Origin of the sequence: Desulfosarcina ovata subsp. ovata (assembly GCF_009689005.1) — a bacterium.
Classification (GTDB): Bacteria; Desulfobacterota; Desulfobacteria; order Desulfobacterales; family Desulfosarcinaceae; genus Desulfosarcina; species Desulfosarcina ovata.
On the sequence record NZ_AP021879.1, the window covers coordinates 4,142,359 to 4,166,209 of the forward strand.

At 58.4% G+C, this 23,851-nt stretch carries 18 protein-coding genes and 1 tRNA gene; 5 read left to right on the forward strand and 14 right to left on the reverse strand.

Features of this window, described 5'->3' with window-relative positions:
• Positions 1 to 3 precede the first annotated feature (3 nt).
• The 11 genes from GN112_RS18340 to mobA form a co-directional block, all read right to left on the reverse strand.
• Positions 4 to 1,092: a hypothetical protein gene (locus tag GN112_RS18340; protein WP_155311548.1), complete on the reverse strand. Its 1,089-nt coding sequence runs from the start codon at positions 1,090 to 1,092 to the stop codon at positions 4 to 6.
• Complete coding sequence (locus tag GN112_RS18345; RefSeq protein WP_155311549.1) at positions 1,073 to 5,476, reverse strand: coiled-coil domain-containing protein; 4,404 nt, start codon at positions 5,474 to 5,476, stop codon at positions 1,073 to 1,075. Before GN112_RS18345 ends, GN112_RS18340 begins: the two co-directional genes overlap by 20 nt.
• Positions 5,460 to 6,245, reverse strand: a complete 786-nt coding sequence (locus tag GN112_RS18350; RefSeq protein WP_155311550.1) for a hypothetical protein — start codon at positions 6,243 to 6,245, stop codon at positions 5,460 to 5,462. Before GN112_RS18350 ends, GN112_RS18345 begins: the two co-directional genes overlap by 17 nt.
• A complete protein-coding gene (locus GN112_RS18355) occupies positions 6,242 to 7,852 on the reverse strand; it encodes a hypothetical protein (protein ID WP_155311551.1) in 1,611 nt (536 codons plus the stop codon). The genes GN112_RS18350 and GN112_RS18355 overlap by 4 nt, the downstream gene beginning before the upstream one ends.
• A gap of 279 nt (positions 7,853 to 8,131) precedes the next feature.
• A tRNA-Val gene (locus GN112_RS18360) sits at positions 8,132 to 8,206 on the reverse strand.
• A gap of 267 nt (positions 8,207 to 8,473) precedes the next feature.
• Positions 8,474 to 10,000 carry a transposase family protein gene (locus tag GN112_RS18365; protein ID WP_155311552.1) on the reverse strand — a complete coding sequence of 509 codons (1,527 nt, stop codon included), beginning with the start codon at positions 9,998 to 10,000 and terminating at the stop codon, positions 8,474 to 8,476.
• Positions 10,001 to 10,003: 3 nt separating this feature from the next.
• Entirely contained in the window at positions 10,004 to 10,873 is an 870-nt protein-coding gene (locus GN112_RS18370) for a Druantia anti-phage system protein DruA (protein WP_162458872.1), read from the reverse strand.
• Positions 10,874 to 11,458: 585 nt separating this feature from the next.
• The gene (gene mltA, locus GN112_RS18375) at positions 11,459 to 12,622 is read right to left on the reverse strand and encodes a murein transglycosylase A (protein ID WP_162458993.1); all 1,164 of its coding nucleotides are present in this window, start codon (positions 12,620 to 12,622) and stop codon (positions 11,459 to 11,461) included.
• Positions 12,623 to 12,675: 53 nt separating this feature from the next.
• Entirely contained in the window at positions 12,676 to 13,164 is a 489-nt protein-coding gene (moaC, locus tag GN112_RS18380; protein ID WP_155311554.1) for a cyclic pyranopterin monophosphate synthase MoaC, read from the reverse strand.
• A 27-nt stretch (positions 13,165 to 13,191) separates the two neighbouring features.
• Entirely contained in the window at positions 13,192 to 13,551 is a 360-nt protein-coding gene (locus GN112_RS18385) for a molybdenum cofactor biosynthesis protein MoaE (RefSeq protein WP_155311555.1), read from the reverse strand.
• A 13-nt stretch (positions 13,552 to 13,564) separates the two neighbouring features.
• Positions 13,565 to 14,170 carry a molybdenum cofactor guanylyltransferase gene (gene mobA, locus GN112_RS18390; protein ID WP_155311556.1) on the reverse strand — a complete coding sequence of 202 codons (606 nt, stop codon included), beginning with the start codon at positions 14,168 to 14,170 and terminating at the stop codon, positions 13,565 to 13,567.
• A 385-nt stretch (positions 14,171 to 14,555) separates the two neighbouring features.
• Between mobA and GN112_RS18395 the strand changes: the two genes are divergently transcribed.
• The gene (locus GN112_RS18395) at positions 14,556 to 15,056 is read left to right on the forward strand and encodes a MogA/MoaB family molybdenum cofactor biosynthesis protein (RefSeq protein ID WP_155311557.1); all 501 of its coding nucleotides are present in this window, start codon (positions 14,556 to 14,558) and stop codon (positions 15,054 to 15,056) included.
• A 48-nt stretch (positions 15,057 to 15,104) separates the two neighbouring features.
• The gene (locus tag GN112_RS18400) at positions 15,105 to 15,476 is read left to right on the forward strand and encodes a nucleotide pyrophosphohydrolase (protein ID WP_155311558.1); all 372 of its coding nucleotides are present in this window, start codon (positions 15,105 to 15,107) and stop codon (positions 15,474 to 15,476) included.
• Positions 15,477 to 15,531: 55 nt separating this feature from the next.
• On the opposite strand, the gene GN112_RS18405 is transcribed toward GN112_RS18400, so the two are convergent.
• The 3 genes from GN112_RS18405 to GN112_RS18415 form a co-directional block, all read right to left on the reverse strand.
• Positions 15,532 to 17,034 carry an ExeA family protein gene (locus GN112_RS18405; RefSeq protein WP_162458994.1) on the reverse strand — a complete coding sequence of 501 codons (1,503 nt, stop codon included), beginning with the start codon at positions 17,032 to 17,034 and terminating at the stop codon, positions 15,532 to 15,534.
• A 13-nt stretch (positions 17,035 to 17,047) separates the two neighbouring features.
• Positions 17,048 to 18,055, reverse strand: a complete 1,008-nt coding sequence (locus GN112_RS18410) for a TAXI family TRAP transporter solute-binding subunit (protein ID WP_155311560.1) — start codon at positions 18,053 to 18,055, stop codon at positions 17,048 to 17,050.
• Between the two features lie 299 nt (positions 18,056 to 18,354).
• Positions 18,355 to 18,648 carry a hypothetical protein gene (locus tag GN112_RS18415; RefSeq protein ID WP_197743346.1) on the reverse strand — a complete coding sequence of 98 codons (294 nt, stop codon included), beginning with the start codon at positions 18,646 to 18,648 and terminating at the stop codon, positions 18,355 to 18,357.
• Between the two features lie 241 nt (positions 18,649 to 18,889).
• On the opposite strand from GN112_RS18415, the gene GN112_RS18420 reads away from it, so the two are divergent.
• The 3 genes from GN112_RS18420 (at position 18,890) to GN112_RS18430 (ending at position 23,552) form a co-directional block, all read left to right on the forward strand.
• Complete coding sequence (locus GN112_RS18420) at positions 18,890 to 20,446, forward strand: sigma-54 interaction domain-containing protein (RefSeq protein WP_231717058.1); 1,557 nt, start codon at positions 18,890 to 18,892, stop codon at positions 20,444 to 20,446.
• Between the two features lie 235 nt (positions 20,447 to 20,681).
• Positions 20,682 to 22,325, forward strand: coding sequence for an L-glutamate gamma-semialdehyde dehydrogenase (pruA, locus tag GN112_RS18425; protein WP_155311562.1), 1,644 nt, complete (start codon positions 20,682 to 20,684; stop codon positions 22,323 to 22,325).
• 15 nt (positions 22,326 to 22,340) lie between these two features.
• Positions 22,341 to 23,552, forward strand: a complete 1,212-nt coding sequence (locus GN112_RS18430; RefSeq protein ID WP_155311563.1) for a proline dehydrogenase family protein — start codon at positions 22,341 to 22,343, stop codon at positions 23,550 to 23,552.
• The last annotated feature ends 299 nt before the right edge of the window (positions 23,553 to 23,851 follow it).

The following is a 23,851-nucleotide window of genomic DNA, read 5'->3' on the forward strand; positions in this document are numbered from 1 at the left end:
CGTTTACCTCAACGCGTCCAGAATATCCATGACATTCAAACCCTCTTGGGGCCAGCGGACGCGTTCGACGTTCGACAGGTATGGGCTTGCCAGCTCCGGGCCGAGCCAGTCGCGGGCCAGGGTCGGGTCGTTTGCCTGGAAGCGGGAGTAGGGGACCGACAGGTTCTTCTCCAAAAGAGCGCGGTAGAGCGCCCGTTCCGCCTCCAGGGGCGGCAGCCCTCGCTCCTCCCGGTAGCGGTTGATTTGGCAAGGGATGGCAATGCCCGTGGGATCCAGGTCGCCGAAGTAGCGGATGCCTTTGGCGGCGGTCTGGTGTTCGATTTCCGCCAGTCCGTCGTTGGCTCGTTCGCTGGCCGTTTCGGCGGCCCGTTCGGCGGCGCAGGCCTTGAATCCCTGGCCGTAGACGATGGCGGCGTATCGATGAAGGGTGGCGTTGGCCCGGCAGCAGCTCCAGTAGGTATTTGAGTTCTCCACAACCAGCAGCGGCTTGTCCGCGGTGTCTGACGGATCCAGTGCGAGGGGGCGAAAAGGAAGCGGTTCAGGGCAGTAGAAGCAATCCAGAATCGCCAGGGTGATGCGGCCGCCGAACAACCCTCTGCGAACATAATTGTCCAAGGCTTTTTCTTTGCCGAAGATCTCAAGTGCCCGCTCCCGGTGGGGTAGCAGCACCGGCTCAGGCGGGCGGTGGATCAGGTAACGGTTTACCTGAAGAGCGCGCTCTAATTCCTCGCAGGTTCGTAGCGTATGGGCAAAGACCACCATATGGGTGGGTTCCCAGGCCGTTTCGTTGCGAAGCGAGTCCAAGGTCTGCCGACGAGCCGTTTGTTTTTCATCTTCATCGGAACGAATGGCGGTCACATATTGAGGCAGGTCGGTGCGGCTATTCCGGAGATGCCGAGCCTTGGGGCGTCGCAGGTACCCCTCCCGTTCCAGCACGAACAATGCTTCCGCCAGTCGGTCATTGAATTCAAAATCCGACAGATGCCCGACAGGCATGCGGCGCACGGCCGCCACGATCTCGTCCATCGCCACCCGTTTGGGCCGGCTGGCTCGGAGCGTCTCCAGAATGGCATCACGCCAGGACGGGGCCATTGGTCTTCTCCACGTGCAGTTCGGCGATCTCCAACAGGTCGTAGGTCATCTTGCCGATCTCGACCTTTTTCTCCCCCTTGCGGATGGCCACCCGCAGTTCGAACAGGCCCAGGGATTCGCGATCGTTGATGCCGGTCAGGTAGACACACTGAATGCCCATGGCCCGGGCCACCTTCAACTGGGCGTCGAGGAAATCCGAGCGATTGCAGACCCCCAGGGGATTGTCCAGCACGAGGAAGGCGGGGATGCGGCCATCGGGATGGCTGTGGCGCTTTTTGCGCATGAAGATAAGCAGCGTATAGAGCAGCACCGCTGTGGTCAGGGCCTCGCCGCCCGAGCCCAGGTCCTTGCCCACCGGTTCGTAATTGCGGCCGGTGTCGTCGCACTTGAGCAGGCGGATGCCGAAGGCCTTCTTGCCCGTGGAGGCCTCCAGGAGTTGGTAAAGCAGTTCCGATCCCAGGCAGTTTCCCGCCCGCTGGTTGACTTCGGGCAAGCGATCCTGCTGGATCAATTCGTGGAGCCAGTTCTCCACCGAGCGCTTGAAATCCTCGCCATGGCGGGTGAAGTCCAGCCGGGTGCCGGCCAGAAGAATGCTTCGGCCGCCGTAAATGTAAACATCCTCGGGTAGGATCTGCTGGGCCGCGGTCTGCAGCTTCTGGTGATACTCCTTGGCGCGTGAGAGCAGCATGTCCACCAGGTTATCCATGATCTGCTGAGAAATCGACAGGTCGCTTTCGATATTCTGGGCCATCTCCTCACAGTGCTTGATCAATTCCTCGGCCTGAGCTCCCAAGGATTCGGTGTCGTGGCGCATGAGCTCATCGATCACCGCGGGCAGGTGGCTGCGGAAGCGCTCGCCCGCAAGGTCCGCACGCAGGCGCTCGAAGCCGGTGCCCATGCGGCGCCGGGCGGTTTCCATGGCTTGGCGTTGCTCCTCAAAAGCCGTCATGCGCTCGCGGGCCTGGGTTTTCAAGGCACGGACCGCTGCAATGCATTCCTCCACGCTTGACGTGCCGACGGTTTCCGGCCAGTCCACCCGGGGCGAGAACCGGTCCCACACCGGCGCAAAGGTTTGGGTCTCGGCCAGACCGAGCTCGGCTTCTCGTTGCCATTCCTCATGGGCCTTGAGGAGCGCTTCCAGCTCACGGCAGCGCAGGTTCAGGCGCTCAAGAGTTTCCGCGTGGCGATCGGCCTCGCGTTGGAAGCGGTGGATCATACCGTCCAGGTCCTGATCCACCAGATCCGCTTCCAGAATATCCGGCTGGATGCCCTTGCGGGCAATCTCGGACAGCGCTGTGTTCAGCCGATCAAGATTCTGTTTCTGATGGGTGATGTCTGAACGCAGGCCGCCGATGGTACCGCTTTTCGCCTGGATGGCCTCGGCCACGACAGCCCGGCGTTCCTCCCGGTCCGCCGCGCTCCGGGCGGCCCAGCCTTCGGCCAGGGATGCATCCATGGCATGCTCGCGGCACAGGCTGTCGAGCCGTGCCTCCTGCTGGCCGATGAGGGTCTGAAGTTCATCCAGCTCCCGTTGCAGGGTGCTGATGCCCAGTTCATCGGCCTTGCGGCGCTGGCGCTCCCGGGCCTCCTCGAACAACGTTTTCAAGGTCGTGCGGTCCATGGTCAGGGCAGTTTTTCGATCCCCGTCGGAGAGCGTGGACTCTTGGGGTTTCGGCACGTCGCCGGCCCGTTCATCCAGCCCTTTGATCAGGGAATGGCTTTCACGGATGTCAGCCTTAAAGACGGCAATTTCCTCCCGCATCTGCCGGAGAGATTTTTCTTCTACCTCCAGGCGGGCGGCCAGCGCCTCCTTGGCCGCGATCATCTCCTCCGATTCGCGCTTCCAGGTCTCCAGGGAGGCGTACCGTTGCAGCCAGTCCTCCACCTGGCTGCGACGCTCGCCCAGGCGGACCTCGTCGGCCGTGAGCGTCTGGAGGGTGGCGTCCTGGTCGGCCTTGCGCTGCCTCACGGTTTCGGCAAGCGTCTCCTCATCGGCGATTTCCGTCGCCAGTTCGGCCAGGCGGCGGTCCAGCGCCTGCAGCCGATCGGTCAGGGCGGTCACCGTGGCGGCGTCGGGGAATTTTTCACGATAGGCGTGCAGATCCCGGCTGTCGGCTTCCATTTCCCGCAGGTCTCCGGTCTGGGTGTCGATCTCCTTGCCCATGGCGTCCGATCGATCCTGGAGGCGGGTGCGGGTTTCCTCCAGGTAGCGTTTGGAGTAGACGCCCGGATCATTAGGACAGACGATCGTCGATGAAATGGGCATCAAGTCGTCGGGTTTCACGGGAGTGGAGACGACGACGGGCCGGTGAAGCCAGTCGGGCACGGGCAGGGCCACAACGGCCTCGACCACCGCCTCGGTGGCGGCCATGATGCCGGTGAACCGCCCGGGATCGCTTTCGATGAAGCGGGCGATCTCCTCGGGGGCGGCGTACAGACCGGCCAGGTACTCGGGAAAGGCTTTGAGTTCACCGGGAGAGATGCCCTCCTCATGGTAATGGGCGATCAGCCGCCGGGTCTGGGCGTCGGCGGTCAGGGTTTCTGTGCCGGTCAGCCGCTCCAGCTCCATGCCAAGGTCCAGGCGCTGCCGCTGCTTTTTGTCCAGCCGCTCCCGGCCGCGGGCGATGGCGTCGTCGAACCGGGATACCAGGTCGGCGGCCGTGGGGTCGAAGATCGCGCTGCCAGCCACCCGCTGAAGATGGGAAGAGGCGAGAAGTTGTTCCCGCTGCCGGGCTTCGTCGTCGAGGCGCGCTTTGGCCTGCTCCCGCTGCACGGCTGCCTCGGACTGATTTTTCTGGAGGCCCCGCCACCGGCTGTCACCAGCGCGCATCTCCTCCTCGAGGGCAGCCCGCCGGCCCCGGGCGACGGTGATGCGTGTCTCCACGTCGCGCAGCGCGTCGCTCAAGCGTTCGCGGGCATCCTCGGGCCGCTCTCCCGGCTGCATGGGCAGCGCGTCGCGGCGCTCTTCGGCCGCCCGGATGCGCGCGGCGTTGCCCAACATTTTCTCCTCCAAGGCACTTCGCTCGGCAGCCTGGGCCGCTCGATGCGCCTCGCCGGCCGTTATGGAGGCTTCCCACTCGGCAATGCGGCCTTCCCGTTCGGCAATCAGATCCAGCTGGCCGCGCCGGTCTTCGTCAAGGCGGGCGTGATACTGCAGCCCCAGGGTGTCGATGCGTTGAAGCAGCGGCGACAACTCCTCGTCCGCCTGGCGCAGGGCGTCCCGCTTGATCTCCTCCTGGGCCCGATTGCGGCGGATGTCGGCCATGAGATCGGCGGCCTTGAGGGCGTTTTCTTCACCCTTGAAGGCCTGGATCTCCTTTTCCGCCGCCTCGACCGCCTGTTCGGTATGGGCGATGGCTTGGCGAATCTGGAAACGCTCGACGGCCGAGACATTGGCCCGGGCAACCTCCCGCTTGGCATTCGCATCGCGGCGCTGGCTCTCCGCCTCCTTCATGGCCGGGACGAGTATTTTGAGTTTCCGGCCGGCCGCCTCATTGGTCTGCCGCATCAGGTGGGCCGCCTCTCCAAGAACCGCCTGGGCCGCATCGATGGCCACCTGGGCATCACGCCACAGGCAGGCCATGGCGTCGAAGTCGCGGATACGCTCCTTAAGTTCCCGCGCGGCGGCGAGCTGGGCGATCTTGCGCGGGCGATCCTCCATTTTGCGCAGGGAGCGGCCGATGGTTTCCCGCAGGGTGACGGCCGCCTCCATGTCGGTCACGCAGCCGAGGAAGAAATTCAAAAACTCGGTTTCGGAGCGGAACTTGAACGCATCCTTGATACCCCCCTCGCTGCGGGCAAAGTCGATTTGCCGGTCGATCAGCCAGGGATCGAGACCCAGCCGTTCCAAGACGGTGGCCCACTCGTTCTGCAGGGTGGTCTGCTGGACATGCGGCGTAGTGAAATCCCGCACGGTCCGCCAGGGTTGCTCCTGGACCAGGAGGGTATCCCAGGCGGTGCGCAGCCGGTCGAAGAAGTCCGGTGAATGGGCAATGAAGAAGATGCGGTCCACCTTGTCCGCCGCGCCCCGGGGGCGATAGAGGAGCTGGCCGAGGACCAGGTGGTTTTCGGGGGCGGATTCGAAAAGCGTCGCTTGACCGATGCTGGCGATATCCACCAGCACCACGGCCGGGCGGCCCGGAATCAGGTACTGCTCCAGCGTTTTGTCCCCGGTGGACTGCAGATGCTGGACGAAGCGCCGCTGGTCCGGAGAAAAGACGCTGAGAATGAACGACAACAGGGTTGTCTTGCAGGTGCCATTGGCGGCGAAGAGCACGCCGTGGTCGGCGTCGCCGTTTTCCCGCGCGATGGGCACGAAGGCGTTGCGAAGCAAATTCTCGCCGGCGGTGACATCGCTGATGAACAGTTTACAGAGTCGATACATCGGCCTTCTCTCCTGGTTCGTCCGGTGTGTCGGTGTTTTCAAACGCAGCCAGAATATCCCGGAACGCGTGGAAGGAGTAGACGATGCCTTCCCGCATGGCGGTCTGGTAGGCCGGTGTGGGCCGGTATTCCACGTCGCCGGGAGTCTCCTCGAAGAGGAGCAGATAGCCGGTCTCCACCAGGTGTTCCAGCACCCGTCCGGCCAAGTCCACCCAGGAGTTGCCGGCACCGGCGCGCAGGCGGTCGGGGTTGTCCTCGGGCAGCTCGCGCAGTCGCTGGGCCACGCTGCGCACCTGGGGGTGCAGGCGGTCTTCGTCGTCGGGCAGGACCTCCTCGGCGTGGGCGAAGCGGCGCAGGATGGCGATCACATCCTCCATGGTGATGGCCCCCAGGTCCTCCACGGGCATGTCCAGGTCGGCCTCGGTGGGGAAGATGGCGGTGGCGATGGCGCAGTGCACCGTGAGCACATCCGCGGCCTTGAGATCGCCGCGGGCCAACAGGCGGCCATAGTCGGTCAGGGTGGCGGCGAAAAAGCTGTCGGCGTTGCGGGCCGACAGGCGCAGGCCGCCTTCCTCCAGGGCCAACAGGCGCAGTTCCATGGCCCGCAGCCCTTCGTCCACGGCCGTCCGGAAGGCGTCCTCGGCCTGGAAGCGCTGCACCAGTTCGGTCATCTCGGCGCTGTTCTGGGAGAGCAGGCGTTTTTTTCCGCTGCTGTAGGCCAGGCTCAGGTAGATGAGGCGGCTGGCGTCGTAAATCGTATCACTGCTCATGAGGATTCCTCTGGCGGGCGGATCGCGTCCTGGTGGATCAAACGCAGCTCGTGGCCCCGGTAGCGGCGGCCAGCACAAAGATCGACCATCACCCGACGATCGGGATCAAGTACTTCCAACCGGATCCGATACCGGGCGGCCAGGCGCCGTTCCACCGTGCACTGGAACACGGCCATGGCCACGGCCACGGGAAGCAGATCGTCGCCCTCCTTGGCTACAGCACGCTGGGAGGCCGCTTCCAGCAGGCCGCTGAGTAGAATTTCACTGTCCGATTGCAGCCTGTCGTGCATCAGGGCAAAGGCGCGTTGCATCTGCCGCTCGCTCAACTCGGAGATGAAGCGCTGGATCGGTGATCCGTCGATCTCGTGAATCGGCAGACTCCGGTCGCCGGGCACATTCTGGCGTTCCAGGGCCCGGTCGCAGGCCTCGATCACCGCCGCCGGGTCGAACAGGGGCCGCTGGGCCGGCGGATCGATGCGGGCGATGAATTCCGAGCCCACCCGGGCCGCGTCGTCCTCGCCCAGCCGGCACAGGCGCCGAATCACCTCCTCCATGGGCGGAAATGCACCCAGGCTGCGACGCCGGAAGAGCTTGAAACTGTGGTAGTCGTAATCGTCGGGAAGTTGCTGCAGCTCGGTGGTGAGATTTATCAACTGGGAATTGAGGTGCTCGAGCATCTCGGCCAGCCGGTGGAGCTTGGCCTCGTGCCGCCGGTCGTTTTTGGAGACGGTCAGGCTCTCCACGACCATGTTGTGCAGCCGCCGTCCCTCCTTTTGGATGGTCGTGGCCTGGCCGACCCCTTCCTCGGCCAGGGCCCGTACCTGGTCGAAGGCCACGGCGTGGATGTTGCGTTTGATCTGGCGGCGGGTGTTGCGCACCTCCAGCGCCTTGCGGGCGCACTGCTTGCGGTTGCCGTCGGCCACGGAAATGGCGTCGTCCACATTGCCCCGCTCGATGAGCAGCTTAATGCGCAGGTTGCCGATGGCCGTGGCGTCCAGGGCGCTGGTCTCGTGGAGGCCGAAATAGGCCGTGTACCCTTCGTCGGTGAGGGTGAACAGGGCCTCGCGGCCTTCGCCGGTGTAGACCGTCTTGATCAGCCAGAACCGACGGGTGCGATATTGGCGGGCAGTGCCGTCGAACCAGGTGTACTGAAACGGCAGGTAGCGGTTCTGGCGGTTGACCAGGTGATCGAACACCTTGCCCAATACGTCGGTCAGCCCTTCGCCGACGGCCTCGATGCCGCAGGCCGTGGTCTGCTGGCGGGCCAGGGGCAGGATTTTGTCCATGATTTCGGCGCGCGTGGCGCCGGATTGGTACTCGGTCAGCTCCGAGATGACATCCAGGATGGCAAAGGCGATCCACAAAAGGTCCAGCCCATCCCAGATGGCGCCGGTGTCATCGGTGTCGCCCAGGCGGAACCGCCGGGCCTCCAACTCGAAAATCGGCCGCATGATGGCGGCGGAATAGACCGCCCGGTTCACGTCCGACGGCAAACCGAAATCCGCGGTGGCGGTCGGCGGAGAAGACCCGGCCGGCGGGGCTGCGACGGAACGGTCCGCTTGCTGCTGTCGCTTGACGAAATCGATGAGGTCGAGTTGAATCGGCATTCGCGTTTAGGGCCTTTGTTGCGGTCGGTTTCCCATACACGCAACGGTATAGCCCAATGCCGGTCGCTTTTCAATTGGGATCAGTTGTGATGTTCGCCGTGGCTGATCAATATCAGACCAAACCAGCCAGTTGACATAAGGCTATTGCTTTACCGAGCTTTTTCAGCCCAAATTGGCAGGTGTTTTGGTGCTTACCACGATACAGGTACCAGGTCGGTAAAAACGCAAAAAGCCTGGATACATTTTTTAGAACTTGTATCCAGGCTTTTCGCTTGTAAGTGGTAGGCACGATTGGATTTGAACCAACGACCTCTTCCGTGTCAGGGAAGCGCTCTCCCCCTGAGCTACGTGCCTACATGAAGTTTATTCTGATAGCACTTGGCCATAGAGCTGTCAAGCCAAATAGCAGCAATTCAGCTCTGACGCATGAATAAAAAGAATCAGGGGTTGGTCACGATTAGGGCCCCACTTTTCATCACCCGGCTAACGTCTTCACACTTTTATGACCAAGATTTGCTCCTCAGACAATTGTCATGACATAATCTCAATTATGTCTGACCGTGGACTCCCATCTCTTCCAGGCTTGAGAGGCTGTTTCGCTTTGTTTTGGTACGGCTACTGCTACACCAACCGAAGCTGAAAAGGGGCGGCCAGACGAATTTCCAGCCATTCATAATCCAACCAGGGGTTGGCTATGGTCTCGCGAATAAAGTGAATAAGGCCTCGCACGCCGGTATCTTTGACGACCTTGGCCAGCCGTTCCGAATAGCGAGCCAAAACGTTGAACATATGGCCCAGACGCATTAAATAGTGATATCCCTTCATGACATTCCAGTTATACGAAAAGCAGTGCTCATAGCGATATCCATGATGTTTTTCAACCAGGATACCGGTTTCGATGCCCCAGCGCGCGCGTGCGCCCAGATTGCACCGTTCGTGAAGATTAAACCGGTTCAACGGTTTGCTGGACAGCCACACGTGTCGGCTGCTTTTGTCCTCCAATTGCCCGGTTTGCGGGTTAACCTGTTGCCAGCGCTCTTGGCATTCGACGACGTGCAGGATTTGGCTTTTTTTATCGTTCGGACCAAACCGATAGTCGATACTGTTTACCCATTTGAACACCTGTTTTCTGTTGCCCCATCCCTGGCGGAAACGATTTTTTATCTCAAGTGCCGCAAGCGCTTCAAATTCACTCATCACGCTGGGAAGGGATTTGTCTTTCAGGACGATCATGAACTGCCATTTATTTTTGCGGCAAACCTCTACCACGGGACCCTTGGCGTAAAGCCCATCGATTAACACCATGATTTTCAGCGCCGGAAAGGCCGACTTCAGGCGTTGGGCCAATCGGTAAAAGGCTTTAAGCTCGCAGTCCTGTTTATCATTGGCGGTGTCGCCTTCGGTGTAGCTTAACATTTCACTCATCAACGGAATAGTCATGCCATCGCGAAACGCCAGATTGGCCTCTAAAATATAGACATGGTATTGAAGGTGCTCCCCATCCGCTTGCGTAACGGTGCGCTGCAAACACTCCTCGGCCCAAATCCAGTCACGCTTAAATTTGCCGGTGCCATCGATCGCGATCGGATAGCACTCGTCAATCAAATAGCGCCGAAATTTCTTTTTCCGGATCAATTGCCGGATCAACTCAAGATGCAACTGTTCGATTTGATTGACGTCGATCACCGCCAGTAACCGTTTGAGCGTGTCATGATGGGGCAAACTTTCAAGCTCTGGGAAGAAAAACTGCAGATTCTGCCAAAACAGCGGCCGGGACATCTCCCGGTTGGCCTCGCGACTAGAGCTCATCTGAAAAACAAACATCAGTATCCCATAGATCATCAGGGTCGACAGATTGTGCTTGATCTTTTTAGGATTTCTCGGGTCCTCGATTTTGGACAGTTGCTTAAGCAGCACAGGCATCTTGGCCCGAAAGATCCCTATTTTCTCGGCAACCGCCTCATTGCGGGCAGTGTACTCCTGCTCAATGCTTTCGTATTTACACTTGCCGTTTGAAATCGTGGCATGTGATGGCGCCTTAAAGCCCTTGGCCTTTTCATCCTGACGCAATTTTTTCTGTGCATGTTTGCGCTGTTTGATTTGGGCTTTGATCTGCTCACGACTGGGTCTGCGGCTGGTTTTTTTCATCCGTCAGCCCTCCCCTGAACATAACACTTGCCGAAAATTATCCGCCAGCGGATAAACAAAGATCTTTTTCGGACTGGTGGCGTAGCTTTGACCCTGTCGAATAAGCCCCATTCCGCGGGTCATGCCAAGATACCTAAAATTGGCCGCCCGGTAGCACGTCCCATCGAAATAGTGCGGATCGACAAAGGTTTCCAGCAAAACCGGCCGATAGCCCCAGCGCTCCTGCCAGTGCCGCCCCAACTCCCTGATCGCCTTGCCCAATGCGCAGCTTGCCAAGTACCTGACCTTTACCCACGGAAAAATCAAATACCGCCCATTGTTGACAACAAATCCCAGGTTCCGCAGTCGCTCGTTGGTGCTCCAGCCGATCCATTGATCTCTCTTGATTAGCGCTTTGGCCGCTCCTGAAAACAGCATACACCCCAATAGCGTGCCTGCGCCTTCGACAAAATAGCGCAAATAACATCCAAATGGCTTCTTGTCCCCCAAGTAGTGGTAACGGCTCAGGTATTCATTAAAAAGCGCCTTATCTGCTTTGCCTTGTACGACCCTGAGCCGGATCGGCCCGATATCCGAAAGCTTGCCCACGACTGGCTCTTGAGGCTGGATCCGATGGGATGCTATCGGCTGCTTGCCGCTTTTGCGGCCGCTATCGCGTTTAGCGGGCAATCGTATGCGCCCTTGCGCTTCCAAACGCTTGAGCAACTTCAGGCAGGCGTCCACTTTATTGCCGCCGGAAGCGGTGTGCCAGCCCAAATGCTCACATACCGTTTGGGCCAACTCCCACTGACTCAACCGCCAAAATGTCTCAACGGTTTCGCGAATTTGCGCAAGCTCCTCACTCTCAATCTGCCGTCCACACTGGACTATCAAAGCGACCTCCTTTTCAAGTGTAGCGTCACGACTAGGATGCGTGCTTACAAACATCCTATGCTACCTCTACCAAAAGCCCGATCGCTTGTCTATAGCTATTTTGAGACAAACTTTTTTTGATGTCTGTCTATCTCGCTGGTATCAGTGGGTTTAAATAGTTATGCGTCAGTGCTGGCAGCAATTCAGCAATTGTAATTATGCGGTTCAGGTTCGTACCGGCATGGCAATTCGATCAGTTCTTCGAAAAATTTAGTTCAGGTTATGATCAAACCTATCCATTACAAGCTTCTATGTTCAGAACATTTTGAAATAATAAAGAAAATAAATACATCAAACCCTGATTGGAAAAAATGTCCGCGTGGGTAGCAAAAAGAGCCATTTCAAAATTACAATTGCTGGCAGCAATTCTTCGGTGAAAGGAAGGTAAACTGACAGACTCTCAATATGTTTAATTTTTTCAATAAGTTGTAAGTTATTGATAAGTTTGTGTTGCGAAAAAATGCAAATGGCAGGTAGACTCTGAATCTCCAAAGGAGAATGCCCGGGTACCGGTTGGGACGTCCCCGGCAGTGGAACCGTCTGCTGTCAGGGCCTGTCAGGATCCAGAACCAGCAGGAAGAATTCTCCGCGTTCCTGCATATGACCGGCGGCAATCTGTGCGTACGGCCCATCACCCCAGAAAATATCCACCCGTCCCGGCCCCCGAATGGCACCACCGGTGTCCTGGTTCAGCGCAAAGGCGGAAAAATCCATCCAGCGGTCGATACGGCCGTTGCCGTCAATCAGCGGAACCCGGGTTTTCAGGTAGGCCGGCGCCGCCATGGGAAACACCCGGCGATCCACGGCCACGGATCGTCCCGGCGTCAGGTTTACACCGATGGCACCGAGGGGACCCGACGTTTCGGTTTTAAAAAACACATAGCTGGGGTTGTGGTTCAAAATGGCGTCCACCTCGGCGGGATGTGCCGTCAGGTACGCCTTGATCCGCTGCATGGACATTTCCGACGCCGGAATCTTACCCTGATCGATGAGCAGGCGGCCGATGCTGTGGTAGGGGCGGCCGTTGGTGCCGTGGTAATGGACGCGGATGACATCCCCGTTGGTCAGGTAGATTCTGCCGGACCCCTGGATCTGCAGAAAAAAAAGGTCGATACGGTCATCCACCCAGGCGATCGGACGGGCGTTGCGGGAAAATTCGCGATCGGCCTCGATGGCCTGTCGGTCGGGGTAGGGCACCACGGTCTTGCCGGCCAGACGACCGACAATGCGTTTTGTTTTAAAGCTTTCGCCAAAGGGCGAAAGATCGATGACCATCAGGTCGGCGGGCAGGGCATACACCGGATAAAGGTAGCGGCGGTCCGGCGTCAGGCTGCCCTTGAGATGGGGTTCATAATAACCGGTGAAAAGGACCTTTCCGCTTTCGGGTCCCCCGACGGAACGGTAAACTCGGTAATGCTCGGCGATAAAGCGGTTCAGGGCCGCCGGACCGGGACGGGTGGCGGCAAATTCCCGCAGGACCACCAGCGATCGGACCAGGTGGTGGAGCATGTAACGGTCGTCACCGAAACGGAAGGTGCGCTCGGCGGGCAGGCGGTGCAGATATTCAAGGCTTTTGCCGATGCCGTAGACGAGGTTGTCCAGAAACAGGTCGTCGGAGAAAACCGGATAATCCGCTGCCGCCAGGCGCACCACCGCCGGACCGGACGGCGGGACCGGCGGTTGCAGAAGCGCACAGCCCGCTGCCAGCAAGCAACAGAGACCCAAAAAGGCACGTTTGAGAAGCAAAGAACCGCGCGCGGGGCTCATGGCGAAGACGGGTGGCGGATAAAGGTACCGCTTTTCCCGCCGCTCTTTTTCAACAGGCAGATGTCGGTGATGGTCATGGCCTTGTCGATGGCCTTGCACATATCGTAAAGGGTCAGGGCGGCCACGGAAACGGCGGTCAAGGCTTCCATTTCGACGCCGGTCTGGTCGACGATCCGGGCGGTACCTTCGATCCGGAAGGCATTTTCTGCCGCAATGGGAAAAAAATCGACCTGGACATGGGTCAGGTTCAGGGGATGGCACATGGGGATCAGATCGGCGGTTTTCTTGGCCGCCATGACGCCGGCAATGCGCGCCGTTTCGATCACGTTGCCCTTGGAGACGGTACCGTCGGCAATCCGCTGAAAGGTCTCCGCCGACATGTGGACCACGGCCTGGGCCAGGGCCGTCCGGCTGGTGGGTTTTTTCTCGGTCACGTCCACCATGCGCACGCGACCTTGATCATCGATATGGGTCAAATCGGACATACGTTCTCCCATTGGGCAGTTCGCCAATCAGACGAAAAACTCGGTTTTGGCGGTTACCGTCGTTTTAATGGCGTTCAGCGTGCGGGTCAGGACATCAATGACATTTTCGCGGACGTCTCCGGCCACCACCAGCATCATCACGTCATCGCCGACCGTAAGGTCCCGGTCGCCGGCAATCTCAACCTGGATGTCCACGATTCCCGGCAGGCCGCGATGCTCGGCGAGCACCTGGGCCAACCGTTCGATATCCACGGCCACACGCAGGCCGGAAACCGGGCGTCCATCGCGGGACGTTCCCCGGACCACCCCATTGTGGCACAAGATCATTCCCACCTGGGCGTAATCCGGATGGGCCTTAATTTTCGAAATCAGAGTATCTGCATTCATGGTTCACAACTCCTCAATGGTTGTCCCGGTAGAGGGATTCGGCCCGGACCAGGTCCTCCGGGGTGTTCATGTTGAAAAAAGAGACGAGTTCCGGATCGATGGCGCGCAACTCGCTTTCGGCGACCGGTTTGATGCGCACTTTACGGAAAAGACCCTTGATTTTCAGCAGGTCCCGCTCCAGTTGCCAGGCCATGGCCGGCAGGCAGGTTTTTCGGTATACGGCAAACATGGGTTCATAGCCGGCATCGGTTGACGGGATGATCAGATCCGCCTTGGAATCGATGTGATCGAGAACACAGGCAATCATTCCGGGTTTGACAAAAGGCGCATCACAGGCGGCAAAAAAGGCGTATTCATGCCTGGCGGCAAAAAGGCCGGCGTAAATGCCGTTGAGTGAACTGCGCTGTGAATAATGGTCCGTGACGATCAGGGCATCCACATCCATGTAGGCGGCGGGATCATTGGTCACCAGCACGATCTGGTCGAACAGGCTGGAATAGACCGCCATCAGGCGGTCAATATTACGCTGTCCGCCGATACGGATAAAGGCCTTGTTCTTGCCGGCGAAACGCTTGCTCTCTCCGCCGGCAAGAATGACGCCGGTGCATGGCCATGCCATTGTCAGCTCCCGGAAACGAAGGGTTGAAAAAATGATGCGATGAATCGTGATCAGCCCGTTTCGGCCACCATAAAAAAAAGCCCCTATAAAAGCAAGGAGATTGGAGATTCTGGGCTTGCCTTGATCCGTTGCATGGGATATCGGTAGGCAATGGTTCCAGGCCGTCGCCACTGCTTGCGCGGATCGGTGCAGGCCCCTAAGGATCGGGAATTTTATTAATTAAACGAAATTGCTTGTTCTTGCGCCCGTCTTCCGCGTTGCATCAACGGCCACATACTCCCGGTATGCAACCCTTGATGCGCCTTGAAGACGAACACAAGCCCGGCGCAATTACGCTCAATTAATTTCATCCCCGATCCTAACCCGTTAAACGAGGAAAAACCGTATGGGTGTACACGAACATCGAAAATCGGCACCGGCATCGGTCGGTGTGGGAATCCTCTCGGTCTCTTCTACCCGATCCCTGGCAGACGACGAAAGCGGTCTCTGGATCGCCAGGCAGGCAGAAAAAGAGGGGCATGTGGTCCGGTTTCACCAGGTGGTCACCGATGATGTCTCCGCCATCCGGGAGTCGACCCTGAAAGCCATCCGGGAGCACGAACTGCAGGCCCTGCTGATCACCGGCGGGACCGGCATCACCCCCAAAGATGTCACCATCGATGCCATCAAACCGCTTTTTGTCAAAGAGATGACCGCCTTTGGCGCCATTTTCGCCCAGCTCAGCTACGAGGAGATCGACGCCGCGGCGATTCTTTCCCGGGCCGCCGCCGGTATTGTCGGCCAAACCGTGGTCTTCTGCATGCCGGGCAGCAAAAAAGCCTGCCAGTTGGCCTGCAAGGCGCTGATTTTTCCGGACCTGGGCCATGTCGTCGCCCATGCCCGCTGATCCTGCCGTTGTCGGCGGCCCGCGTCGGCAGAAGAATCGGTGCTGCCAATGATCCCGACCCGCGCCAACGCCTCCGAGTCCGGCGACCTGACCATCAGGGCGCTTCAGGCAAAGGTGGATCGATGGATCCGCACCTATGGGGTGCGGTACTTCTCGGAGTTGACCAATCTCGCCGTGCTGATGGAAGAGGTCGGTGAGCTGGCCCGGCTCATGGCCCGGACCTATGGCGATCAGAGCTTTAAAAACGATGCGGAACACAGCGCCCTGGCCGATGAAATTGCCGATGTGCTGTTCGTGCTGGTCTGTATTGCCAACCAAACCGGTGTGGACCTGGAAGCCGCCCTTTCAACGAACCTGCAAAAGAAAACCTCACGGGACCATCGACGTCACCGGAATAACCCGAAATTGACCACCAGCTGACAACGACTCGCGGCGTCGGTGCGCCACCGCAGGCCTCCTGAAATCGATACTGCCATCAGGGGGTTGATGCGGAAGGCGTGCGGTCTTGCTTTTTGTGCAGCAACCAATCGACGACATCGGATGGGTCGGGTTCGTGGGGGGCAGTCATTTCCGGCGGGGAGGATGGTTCCGTCGGCGTTTCGGGAACCGGGAAGCGCACGGCCGTCGGTGTCCGGCGGTTTACCAGGGGATCGGGGTCATCCGGTTGATCGATTTCAGGTGGGGCAAAAGGGGGTTCCGGTTCACGGTCAATGCTCTCTGGCGGTTTTTCGATAGTGGCACTCGGTTCCGCCGGCAGTACCGGAGACGCGACAAGCGCCTTCTGCGACGTCGACGCCTCAGGGTTCCGGTCCAAACCGGACGGACCGGCCGACTTGGTTTCAACGGGCAGGATTTTGGGTTCGGGCAAGCGGCTGGACGGAACCGGGCGGGGATCGGAGCGGGACGGCGCCATCAAGGTGGCGGTCACTTTTGTGCGGTTCTGGTTTTCCGGCAACGCGTTTTCGACGGGTGCGTCAATCCGGCCAGCTCTGGAGTCAGGGGCCTGTTGCCCACCGATACGGACGGATACGAGCAGCCCTGCGGTCCCCACCACCAGAATCGTGGCCAACCCCACGGCCCATGGCAGAAAGCGGTTCGTACTCGCTCCGGATGCCACCGACAACCTGGGTGATGCGGGTTTGCGTTGGGTGGCCACGGCCGCCGGCTGTTTCTTTAGGGGAAAAGAGATCCGTTCCCGGCACTTTTTTACGATGGCTTTGTCAATAGTCTTTCGGGATGCCTCAAAGCCGCACAACAGGGCCAGATCGCAGAGGATGTTGATCTGTCGCGGAAAGCCGTTTGAAAAATCGTAAATGCATGCCATGGCGTCCGACGAAAGAATGTTGCCGGCCGCCCCGGCCGTTTTCAGGCGATGGGCGATGTAACTGCAGGTTTCCAATCGAGTCAACGGGTTCAGGTGGTAGGTAATGGTGATTCGTTTTCTCAGGGCGCGGTTTTCCGGCCGCAACAGCAGGGCATTGACTTCGCCCTGGCCCACAAAAAAAATGTTGAGCAGTTTGGCATCGGCCTTTTCGATATTGGAAAGCATACGGATCTCTTCCAACAGATCGTGCTTCAAGCGCTGGGTTTCGTCGATAATCAACAGCACCGTTCGTTTTTCGGCGTGCGCCTGGTAGAGAAAACAGCTGAAATGCTTGAGAAAGTCGCTCTTGTTGTGGATCTCGCCGGGAACGCCGAAGGCGATGCAGATCAACCGGTAAAAATCCAATCGGCTCAGACTGGGGTCCGAAATCATCGCCGCCAGCACGTTTTCGTGCAACGATTTTAAAAGGGCATTGATCAGGGTGGTTTTACCGGTGCCCACATCACCGGTGAGAAGTAGAAACCCCTTCTGGTCCAGCACACCGTATTTCAGTGTGGTCAGGGCTTCGCGGTGCGTTGCGCCAAGCCAGAGAAACGCCGGATCGGTGGTGATCTGAAACGGTTTGCGCTGCAATTGATAAAAATCGGTGTACATGGCCTGCGGTCCCTCACGGCTGAAGTGCCTCTTTGATGGCATTCAGCACCGGATTCATGGACTGGTCGCGCTTGGGGGGTGACGGAGGTGTTGGAATGGCGGCCAGTTGCTGCCGGACACAATCGTACTGCTCCCATCCCTTGAGCTTGTAGTCCAGGTTCACGGCCCGCCATTTGGGATGTCCGTTGGCTTGCAACCATTCCAGATTGTCGTAAATCACCCGGCCCACCCGGCCCACTGTGGTGCAGTGATAGTTACGAAAATCGAAGGACACCAGTACGGCTTTGACTGCCGCCGTATCGACGGGGTCGTTCTGCCAACTGTAGGTCGCCGCCGGAATCTGTGCCTGGGGATAAAATTCGGTAATGCTTTTGTTGGTAATTGGAATCAGGTGGAGCCCGTCGTCGGCCGTCACCCCTTCCGCAAAAAGCTTCACCGGATAGCCGGCCACATAGAACATGGCATCGACGCTTCCCGATTTCAGCCCTTCCAGGGCCTGATTCAGACCGATGGTGAGCGTTTGGCCCGGCGTGATTCCGGAAACTTCAAAGAGCAGGCGAGCGGTGAGATAGGTGCCGCTGCCTTCCGTTCCAATGGCCACCCGTTTTCCGGCAAGATCGTCAAACTCGGCGATGGCCGGCACCCCGAGCAGATGAATTTCTTCGTTATAAAGCGGAAAGACCATCTTTATTTTTTTGGCAATGCGTTTGAGCGTCTCGTCGGTCTGGACCTTGGAAACAAATGCCAGCACATCGGACTGCACAATCCCCAACTGGGTACGCGGTCGCTTGTAGACCGCGTAGATGTTTTCCACCGAGCCGTTGGAGTTGTAGACATCCATGTCAATTCCATAGGCGTTGACCAATGCGCTGACGTTCAACCCGAATTGATAGTAGGTGCCCTTTTCTCCACCGGTGATAATGCCCATAAAAATACCGCTCTCTTCGGCGGCCTGAAGCGGTTCGACCTGGCAGACGATGAAGACAAAAAAGACAAACAGACCGGTGACCCGTTTTAGCATGTTGGTTTCCCCCCTGAAGACGAGCGTGTTGGATAAAAAATGTCTCCCCTTTCCCGATGAATAGATACGGAAACGGAACTACTGACGGGCAACCCCTGTTGATAAGCGGGATGGATGGCACGGGATTGCCGTAACGGTGCAAGCGAGAAAAAAAGTGTTTTCGGATCATAATGAACAGGGCCGACGTTCAGGAAAAATTAGCGATACAAGTGAGGAGAAAATCCGGTAGCAGCAGGCGCAAAGGGAACATCGGAGACCGCGTCGTGTCGCCTGACACATTGGCCATGTCATTTTTTTCTTTACCAGTAAGCCATGGAAAAATCAATCCAAATACGGTTACCCTGTACGCATGCACATTGAAGAAAAAGCCGGATGGGTTGCGCGTTTAGCCTGCCAGGCAGCCCCTCCGTCTGGGTCAGGCAGACCAGCACGTTGGGCTGGATCACCTTGCCGTTTTTGCAGATTTCCTTTCCATTCCTAAGCATTTCGGCGCGCTCGGCAAACGACAATCCCTGGGGACAGTACCCGCCTTCGTAGGCCACGTGGCAGAACGTCTGGTCGGACAGCAGATCGATCTTCTCGTTATTGTCCACCGCTCCGCCCCCATGTTCACCAGCGCCAGGACCACACCGACAGAGGAATCCTTGTGCCGAGATTACGCGTCCGGTTGACCGGAAGAGCCGGGGGTCGGATACGTTTTAGCGTCTGGTTTCAGGAAGAAAACGGATGGTGGATATCATTTACAGTCGTCTGATCGCAGGGTATTATCAATCAATTCTTGAATAAACGATTCACTTTTGAATAAAATAGTCTTATGTGGACTTCTTACGACAGATGACAAAAAGTAAACTGGTTATGTCCAACAATTCCGACCCGTTTGATTCCCATTCCAACGACCCGATAGAGCGAGACAACCGGGCCGCTGCCAAGATCACCGATCCGGACGATGCCGGCGAACCGGCGGCCGTGGCCGAACAGATGCGCTGTTTACAGGCGATGGCACGGGAAAGGGATGCCATTATCGACTCTTCCTCGGACGGCCTGTTTGTCTGCGACAACCATGCCACCGTGATTCGTATCAACCCGGCGTCGGAGCGGATTCACAAGATAAAGGCCGATGCCATTGTTGGCAGGAACATGGTTGATCTGATCGAACAGGGATTTATCGACCGCTCGGCCGCCCTGGAGGCGATCCAGAAACGGGCCACGGTCAGCCTGCTCCAGAAAAAGGATCACCGAAAACTGATTTCTACGGGAACACCGGTTTTCGATGATTCGGGCGAGTTGATCCGCGTCGTGGTCAGTGAACGGGACATCACCGAAATCGATACGCTGCAACGCTGCCTGGAGGAAGAGCAGGCCATCAAGGACCAGCTGCAGACCCAACTGGCGGAAATGCAGCAACGTCTCATCCAAACGCAGAAAATCATCGCCCGCAGTCCCAATGTGGTGAAACTGTTGAAACAGGCGCTCAAGGTCAGCAAGGCGGATTCATCGGTGTTGATTACCGGTGAGTCCGGCGTCGGCAAGGGACTGGTCGCCAACCTGATCCATAAAAACTCCCACCGGGCCGAAAAGCCGTTGATCCGCATCAACTGCGGGGCGATCCCCGAATCCCTGATCGAGTCCGAACTCTTCGGCTATGAAAAAGGCGCCTTTACCGGCGCGCGGGCCGGCGGCAAGCCCGGTCACCTGGAACTGGCCGATGGGGGCACCCTGTTTCTGGATGAAATTGCCGAACTGCCGCTGTCCGCCCAGGTCAAACTCCTGCGATTTCTGGAGGACGGCCGCGTGAACCGTCTGGGCGGCACCCAGGCCCGGCAGGTGAATGCCCGCATCCTGGCGGCTACCCACCGCGATCTGAAGCAGATGGTGGGCGAAGGCACCTTCCGGCACGATCTTTACTACCGGTTGAATGTCATTCCCCTCGTCGTCCCGCCGGTCCGCGAGCGCAAGGAGTGCCTGCTGCCCCTTTTGCGTTACTATGTGGATTACTTCGCCCGAAAACTGGGAAGCCCCAAACGGCTGAGCCATGCCGCCGTCGAGTCACTCATGGCCTACCCGTTCCCTGGCAATGTCCGCGAGTTGATGAACATCTGTGAACGGGCCGTGGTCATGTCGGAACTGGAGGTGATCGCTCTGGAAGACCTGCCCCGGGACGTGGTCTCTCATGCCGGAGACGCCGGCGCCACGCCATCGGTTCAATGGCCTCCCCAGATGACCCTCGAGCAGATTTTGCAAAGCGTTGAACGGGCGCTTTTGCTGGAGGCCACGCAAAAATATCGCAACCAGTCACAGATCGCCGCTGCCCTGGGCATCAGCCAGCCGACCGTGGCACGACGCATGAAAAAATATGGGCTGATGGCCTCCCTGACGATTCGTGAACGATAATCCGTTATTATTCAGTCCTGAATAAATTTTGCGGGCAACGGTGGGTCATTGGATACCGCCGTTGTCTGTTGATGGTTGCCGAACCGTGCACCGTTCTTCCCGAAACCTTACCCCACCGGCGTTTTCCAGGAATCCGTACGAACGAATCGGTGCCGGCCCCTTAACATGGCACTCCCATTGCTTATCTTTTGGGAAAGCCGTATGGCCGTACCATCCATTTTTCAAGGAGATCAGTATGAATCTATTAAATAACAGCATCATTCGTGTCCCCGAGCCGGTCAATGAGCCGCAGTTCGACTATGCGGTCAACTCCGCGGCACGCAGCCAATTGAAGCGCGCCCTGTCCGAACTGGCCGCAAAAACCATCGAAATCCCGTTGATCATCGGTGGCCGGGAAGTCAACACCGGCAACCGAGGTCAGGTGGTCATGCCCCACCAGCATGCGCACAAACTTGCCGATTACCACCAGGCCGGGGAAGAAGAGGCCCGCATGGCCATCCAGGCGGCCATGGACGCCAAAACCGGATGGCAGCGCCTGCGCTGGGAGGAACGGGCGGCGATCTTTTTGAAAGCCGCCGAACTGATATCCGGCAAATACCGCTTTCAAATCAACGCCGCATCCATGCTCTCCACCAGCAAAAACGCCTTTCAGGCTGAAATCGACGCCGCCTGCGAGCTGATCGATTTTCTGCGGTTCAATGTCTATTTTGCCCAGACCATCTATGCCGAACAGCCGTTGCGCTCATCCAAGGGGACCTGGAACTACACCCAGTACCGCCCCCTGGAAGGCTTCGTGCTGGCCGTGACCCCGTTCAATTTTACTGCCATCGCCGGCAACCTGGCCGCTGCACCAGCCATCATGGGCAACACCGTCATCCTCAAACCGGCCTCCAGCAGCGTCTATACCCCCTGGCTGCTGATGCAGATTTTCAAAGAGGCCGGCCTGCCCGACGGCGTGATCAACTTCCTGCCCGGCCCCGGATCGGTTGTGGGCGATGTCTGTCTGGCATCGCCCCATCTGGGAGGGGTCCATTTCACCGGTTCGACCGCCGTTTTCCAGCACATCTGGAAAACCATCGGCAAGAACATCACCAGCTACCGCGCCTACCCGCGCATCGTCGGCGAAACCGGAGGCAAGGATTTCATCTTCGCCCATGCCTCCGCCGACGTGGACTCGCTGGCCACCGCCTGCGTGCGCGGCGCCTTCGAATTCCAGGGACAGAAGTGCTCGGCCGCCTCGCGGGCCTACATTCCCGAGTCGCTGTGGCCGCGGGTTCGCGGCATTCTGGAAACGGAGGTGGGCCGCATCAAAATGGGCCCGGTGACCGATTTCAGGAATTTCGTCAATGCGGTCATCGACAAAGGCGCCTTCGACACCATCCGCAGCGCCATCGAGTATGCAAAAACGGCGGAGGAGGCCAAGATTGTCACCGGCGGTGGTTGCGACGACAGCCAGGGCTACTTTATCGAACCCACCATCATCCTGACCACCAATCCGAAGTTCAAAACCATGCAGGAAGAGATTTTCGGGCCGGTGCTAACGGTCTACGTCTATCCGGACGAGGATTATCCGGAAACCCTGAAAACCTGCGATGAGACGTCTGTCTATGGGCTCACCGGTGCGATTTTCGCCAACGACCGCCAGGCCATCAGCCAGGCCATGGCCGCCCTGGAAAACGCCGCCGGCAATTTTTACATCAACGACAAACCCACCGGTGCGGTGGTCGGCCAGCAGCCCTTCGGCGGTGCCCGCGCCTCCGGCACCAATGACAAAGCTGGCGCGGCCAGCAACCTGATGCGCTGGGTTTCGCCGCGCACGATCAAAGAGAGCTTTGATGCGGCCGGGCCGTTCGACTATCCGTTCATGCAGGCCGAATAGGGGAAGGGCGCTTTTATGACAATCCACAATCAAACCAATGAGTTCGATCTGCCCGTCTCCTTCGACGATACGCAGGTGGCCTTCCAGAACAAATCCAACGGGGAGCTGTTTCTGTCGTACCTGATCTTCTCGCTCACCAAAAATCCGTTGATGGTCAACGTTCTCTCCCAGGCCGCCAAAATCTGTCTGGCAGCAGGGCTTCCGGTCAAGCGGCTCATCAAAAGCACGGTGTTCAAACAGTTCTGCGGTGGTGAATCCAGCCGGGAATACCGCCAGGTCATCGCCACTTTGGGCCGCTCGACCATCGGCGCCATTCTGGACTACTCGGTGGAGGGCAATCAGGATGAGGCCGGTTTTGAAAGTACCACCCGGGAACTGTTGGCGGTGATCCAGGAGGCCGCGACCAATCCGAACATCCCCTGCACCTGCATGAAACTCTCCGCCATCGGCGCCTTTGACCTCTTTGAAGCGGTCTCCGCCGGAAAGCGTCTGACAACCGCCGAGCAGCAGGCCTGGCAGAGGATCGAAACCCGCCTGAACACCATCTGCGCCGCTGCGAAAAAATCGCAAAAACCGATCTATATCGATGCCGAAGAGAGCTGGGTCCAGGACGCCATGGACCGGCTGGCCGAAACCGCGATGGCCCGTTACAACACAAAGAGGGCCGTGGTCTATACCACCCTGCAGCTTTATCGCTGGGACCGCATCGATTATTTCGAAGGCCTGATCCAAAAGGCCCGCGCGGCCGGCTACCGACTGGGCGTCAAAATCGTGCGCGGCGCCTATCTGGAAAAAGAGCGCGAGCGCGCCCTCAACATGGGCTACCCCTCACCGGTCAACCCGTCCAAGGCGGATACGGACGACGAATACAACCGCGCGATCAACCTGTTTGTCGACAACATCGATGTGGTCGAACTGTGTCTGGGCACCCACAACGAGTACAGTTGCCGGTTGCTGATGCACCGCATGAATGAAAAAGGCGTGCCCCACAACCATCCCCACATCTGGTTTGCCCAGCTTTACGGCATGAGTGACAACATCAGCTTCAACCTGGCCAAAGCCGGCTACAACGTTACCAAGTATTTGCCCTACGGCCCGGTCGAGTCGACGCTGCCCTATCTGACCCGCCGGGCCGAGGAAAATACAGCCATTGCCGGTCAGATGAGCAAAGAGCTGGACATCATCGTCCGTGAACGTCAACGGCGCCGCAAGGGCCGCGGAAAATAATTTCTACATGTTGCAAGTCGATGCACCCCACCTGACAGGGCAATCGCGTACGGATCGTTACTATGATCCAGATCGAAATCGGGATCGCTATCGAAATCGAAAAGAAAACCTGAGTGACATGCGATAGCCCTGCCCCACCTGACCGCGTTGTGAAAACGTCGGACATATTCCCGATATGTCCGCCGTTTTCACGCCTTGCCGAAAGAGCGCCTGATCGCCCACATCGGCAAACTGATTTTTTTGTGAACTTTACTGAACTTCATATTGGGACTGGCGTATCTTTAAAACAGTCCTATCTT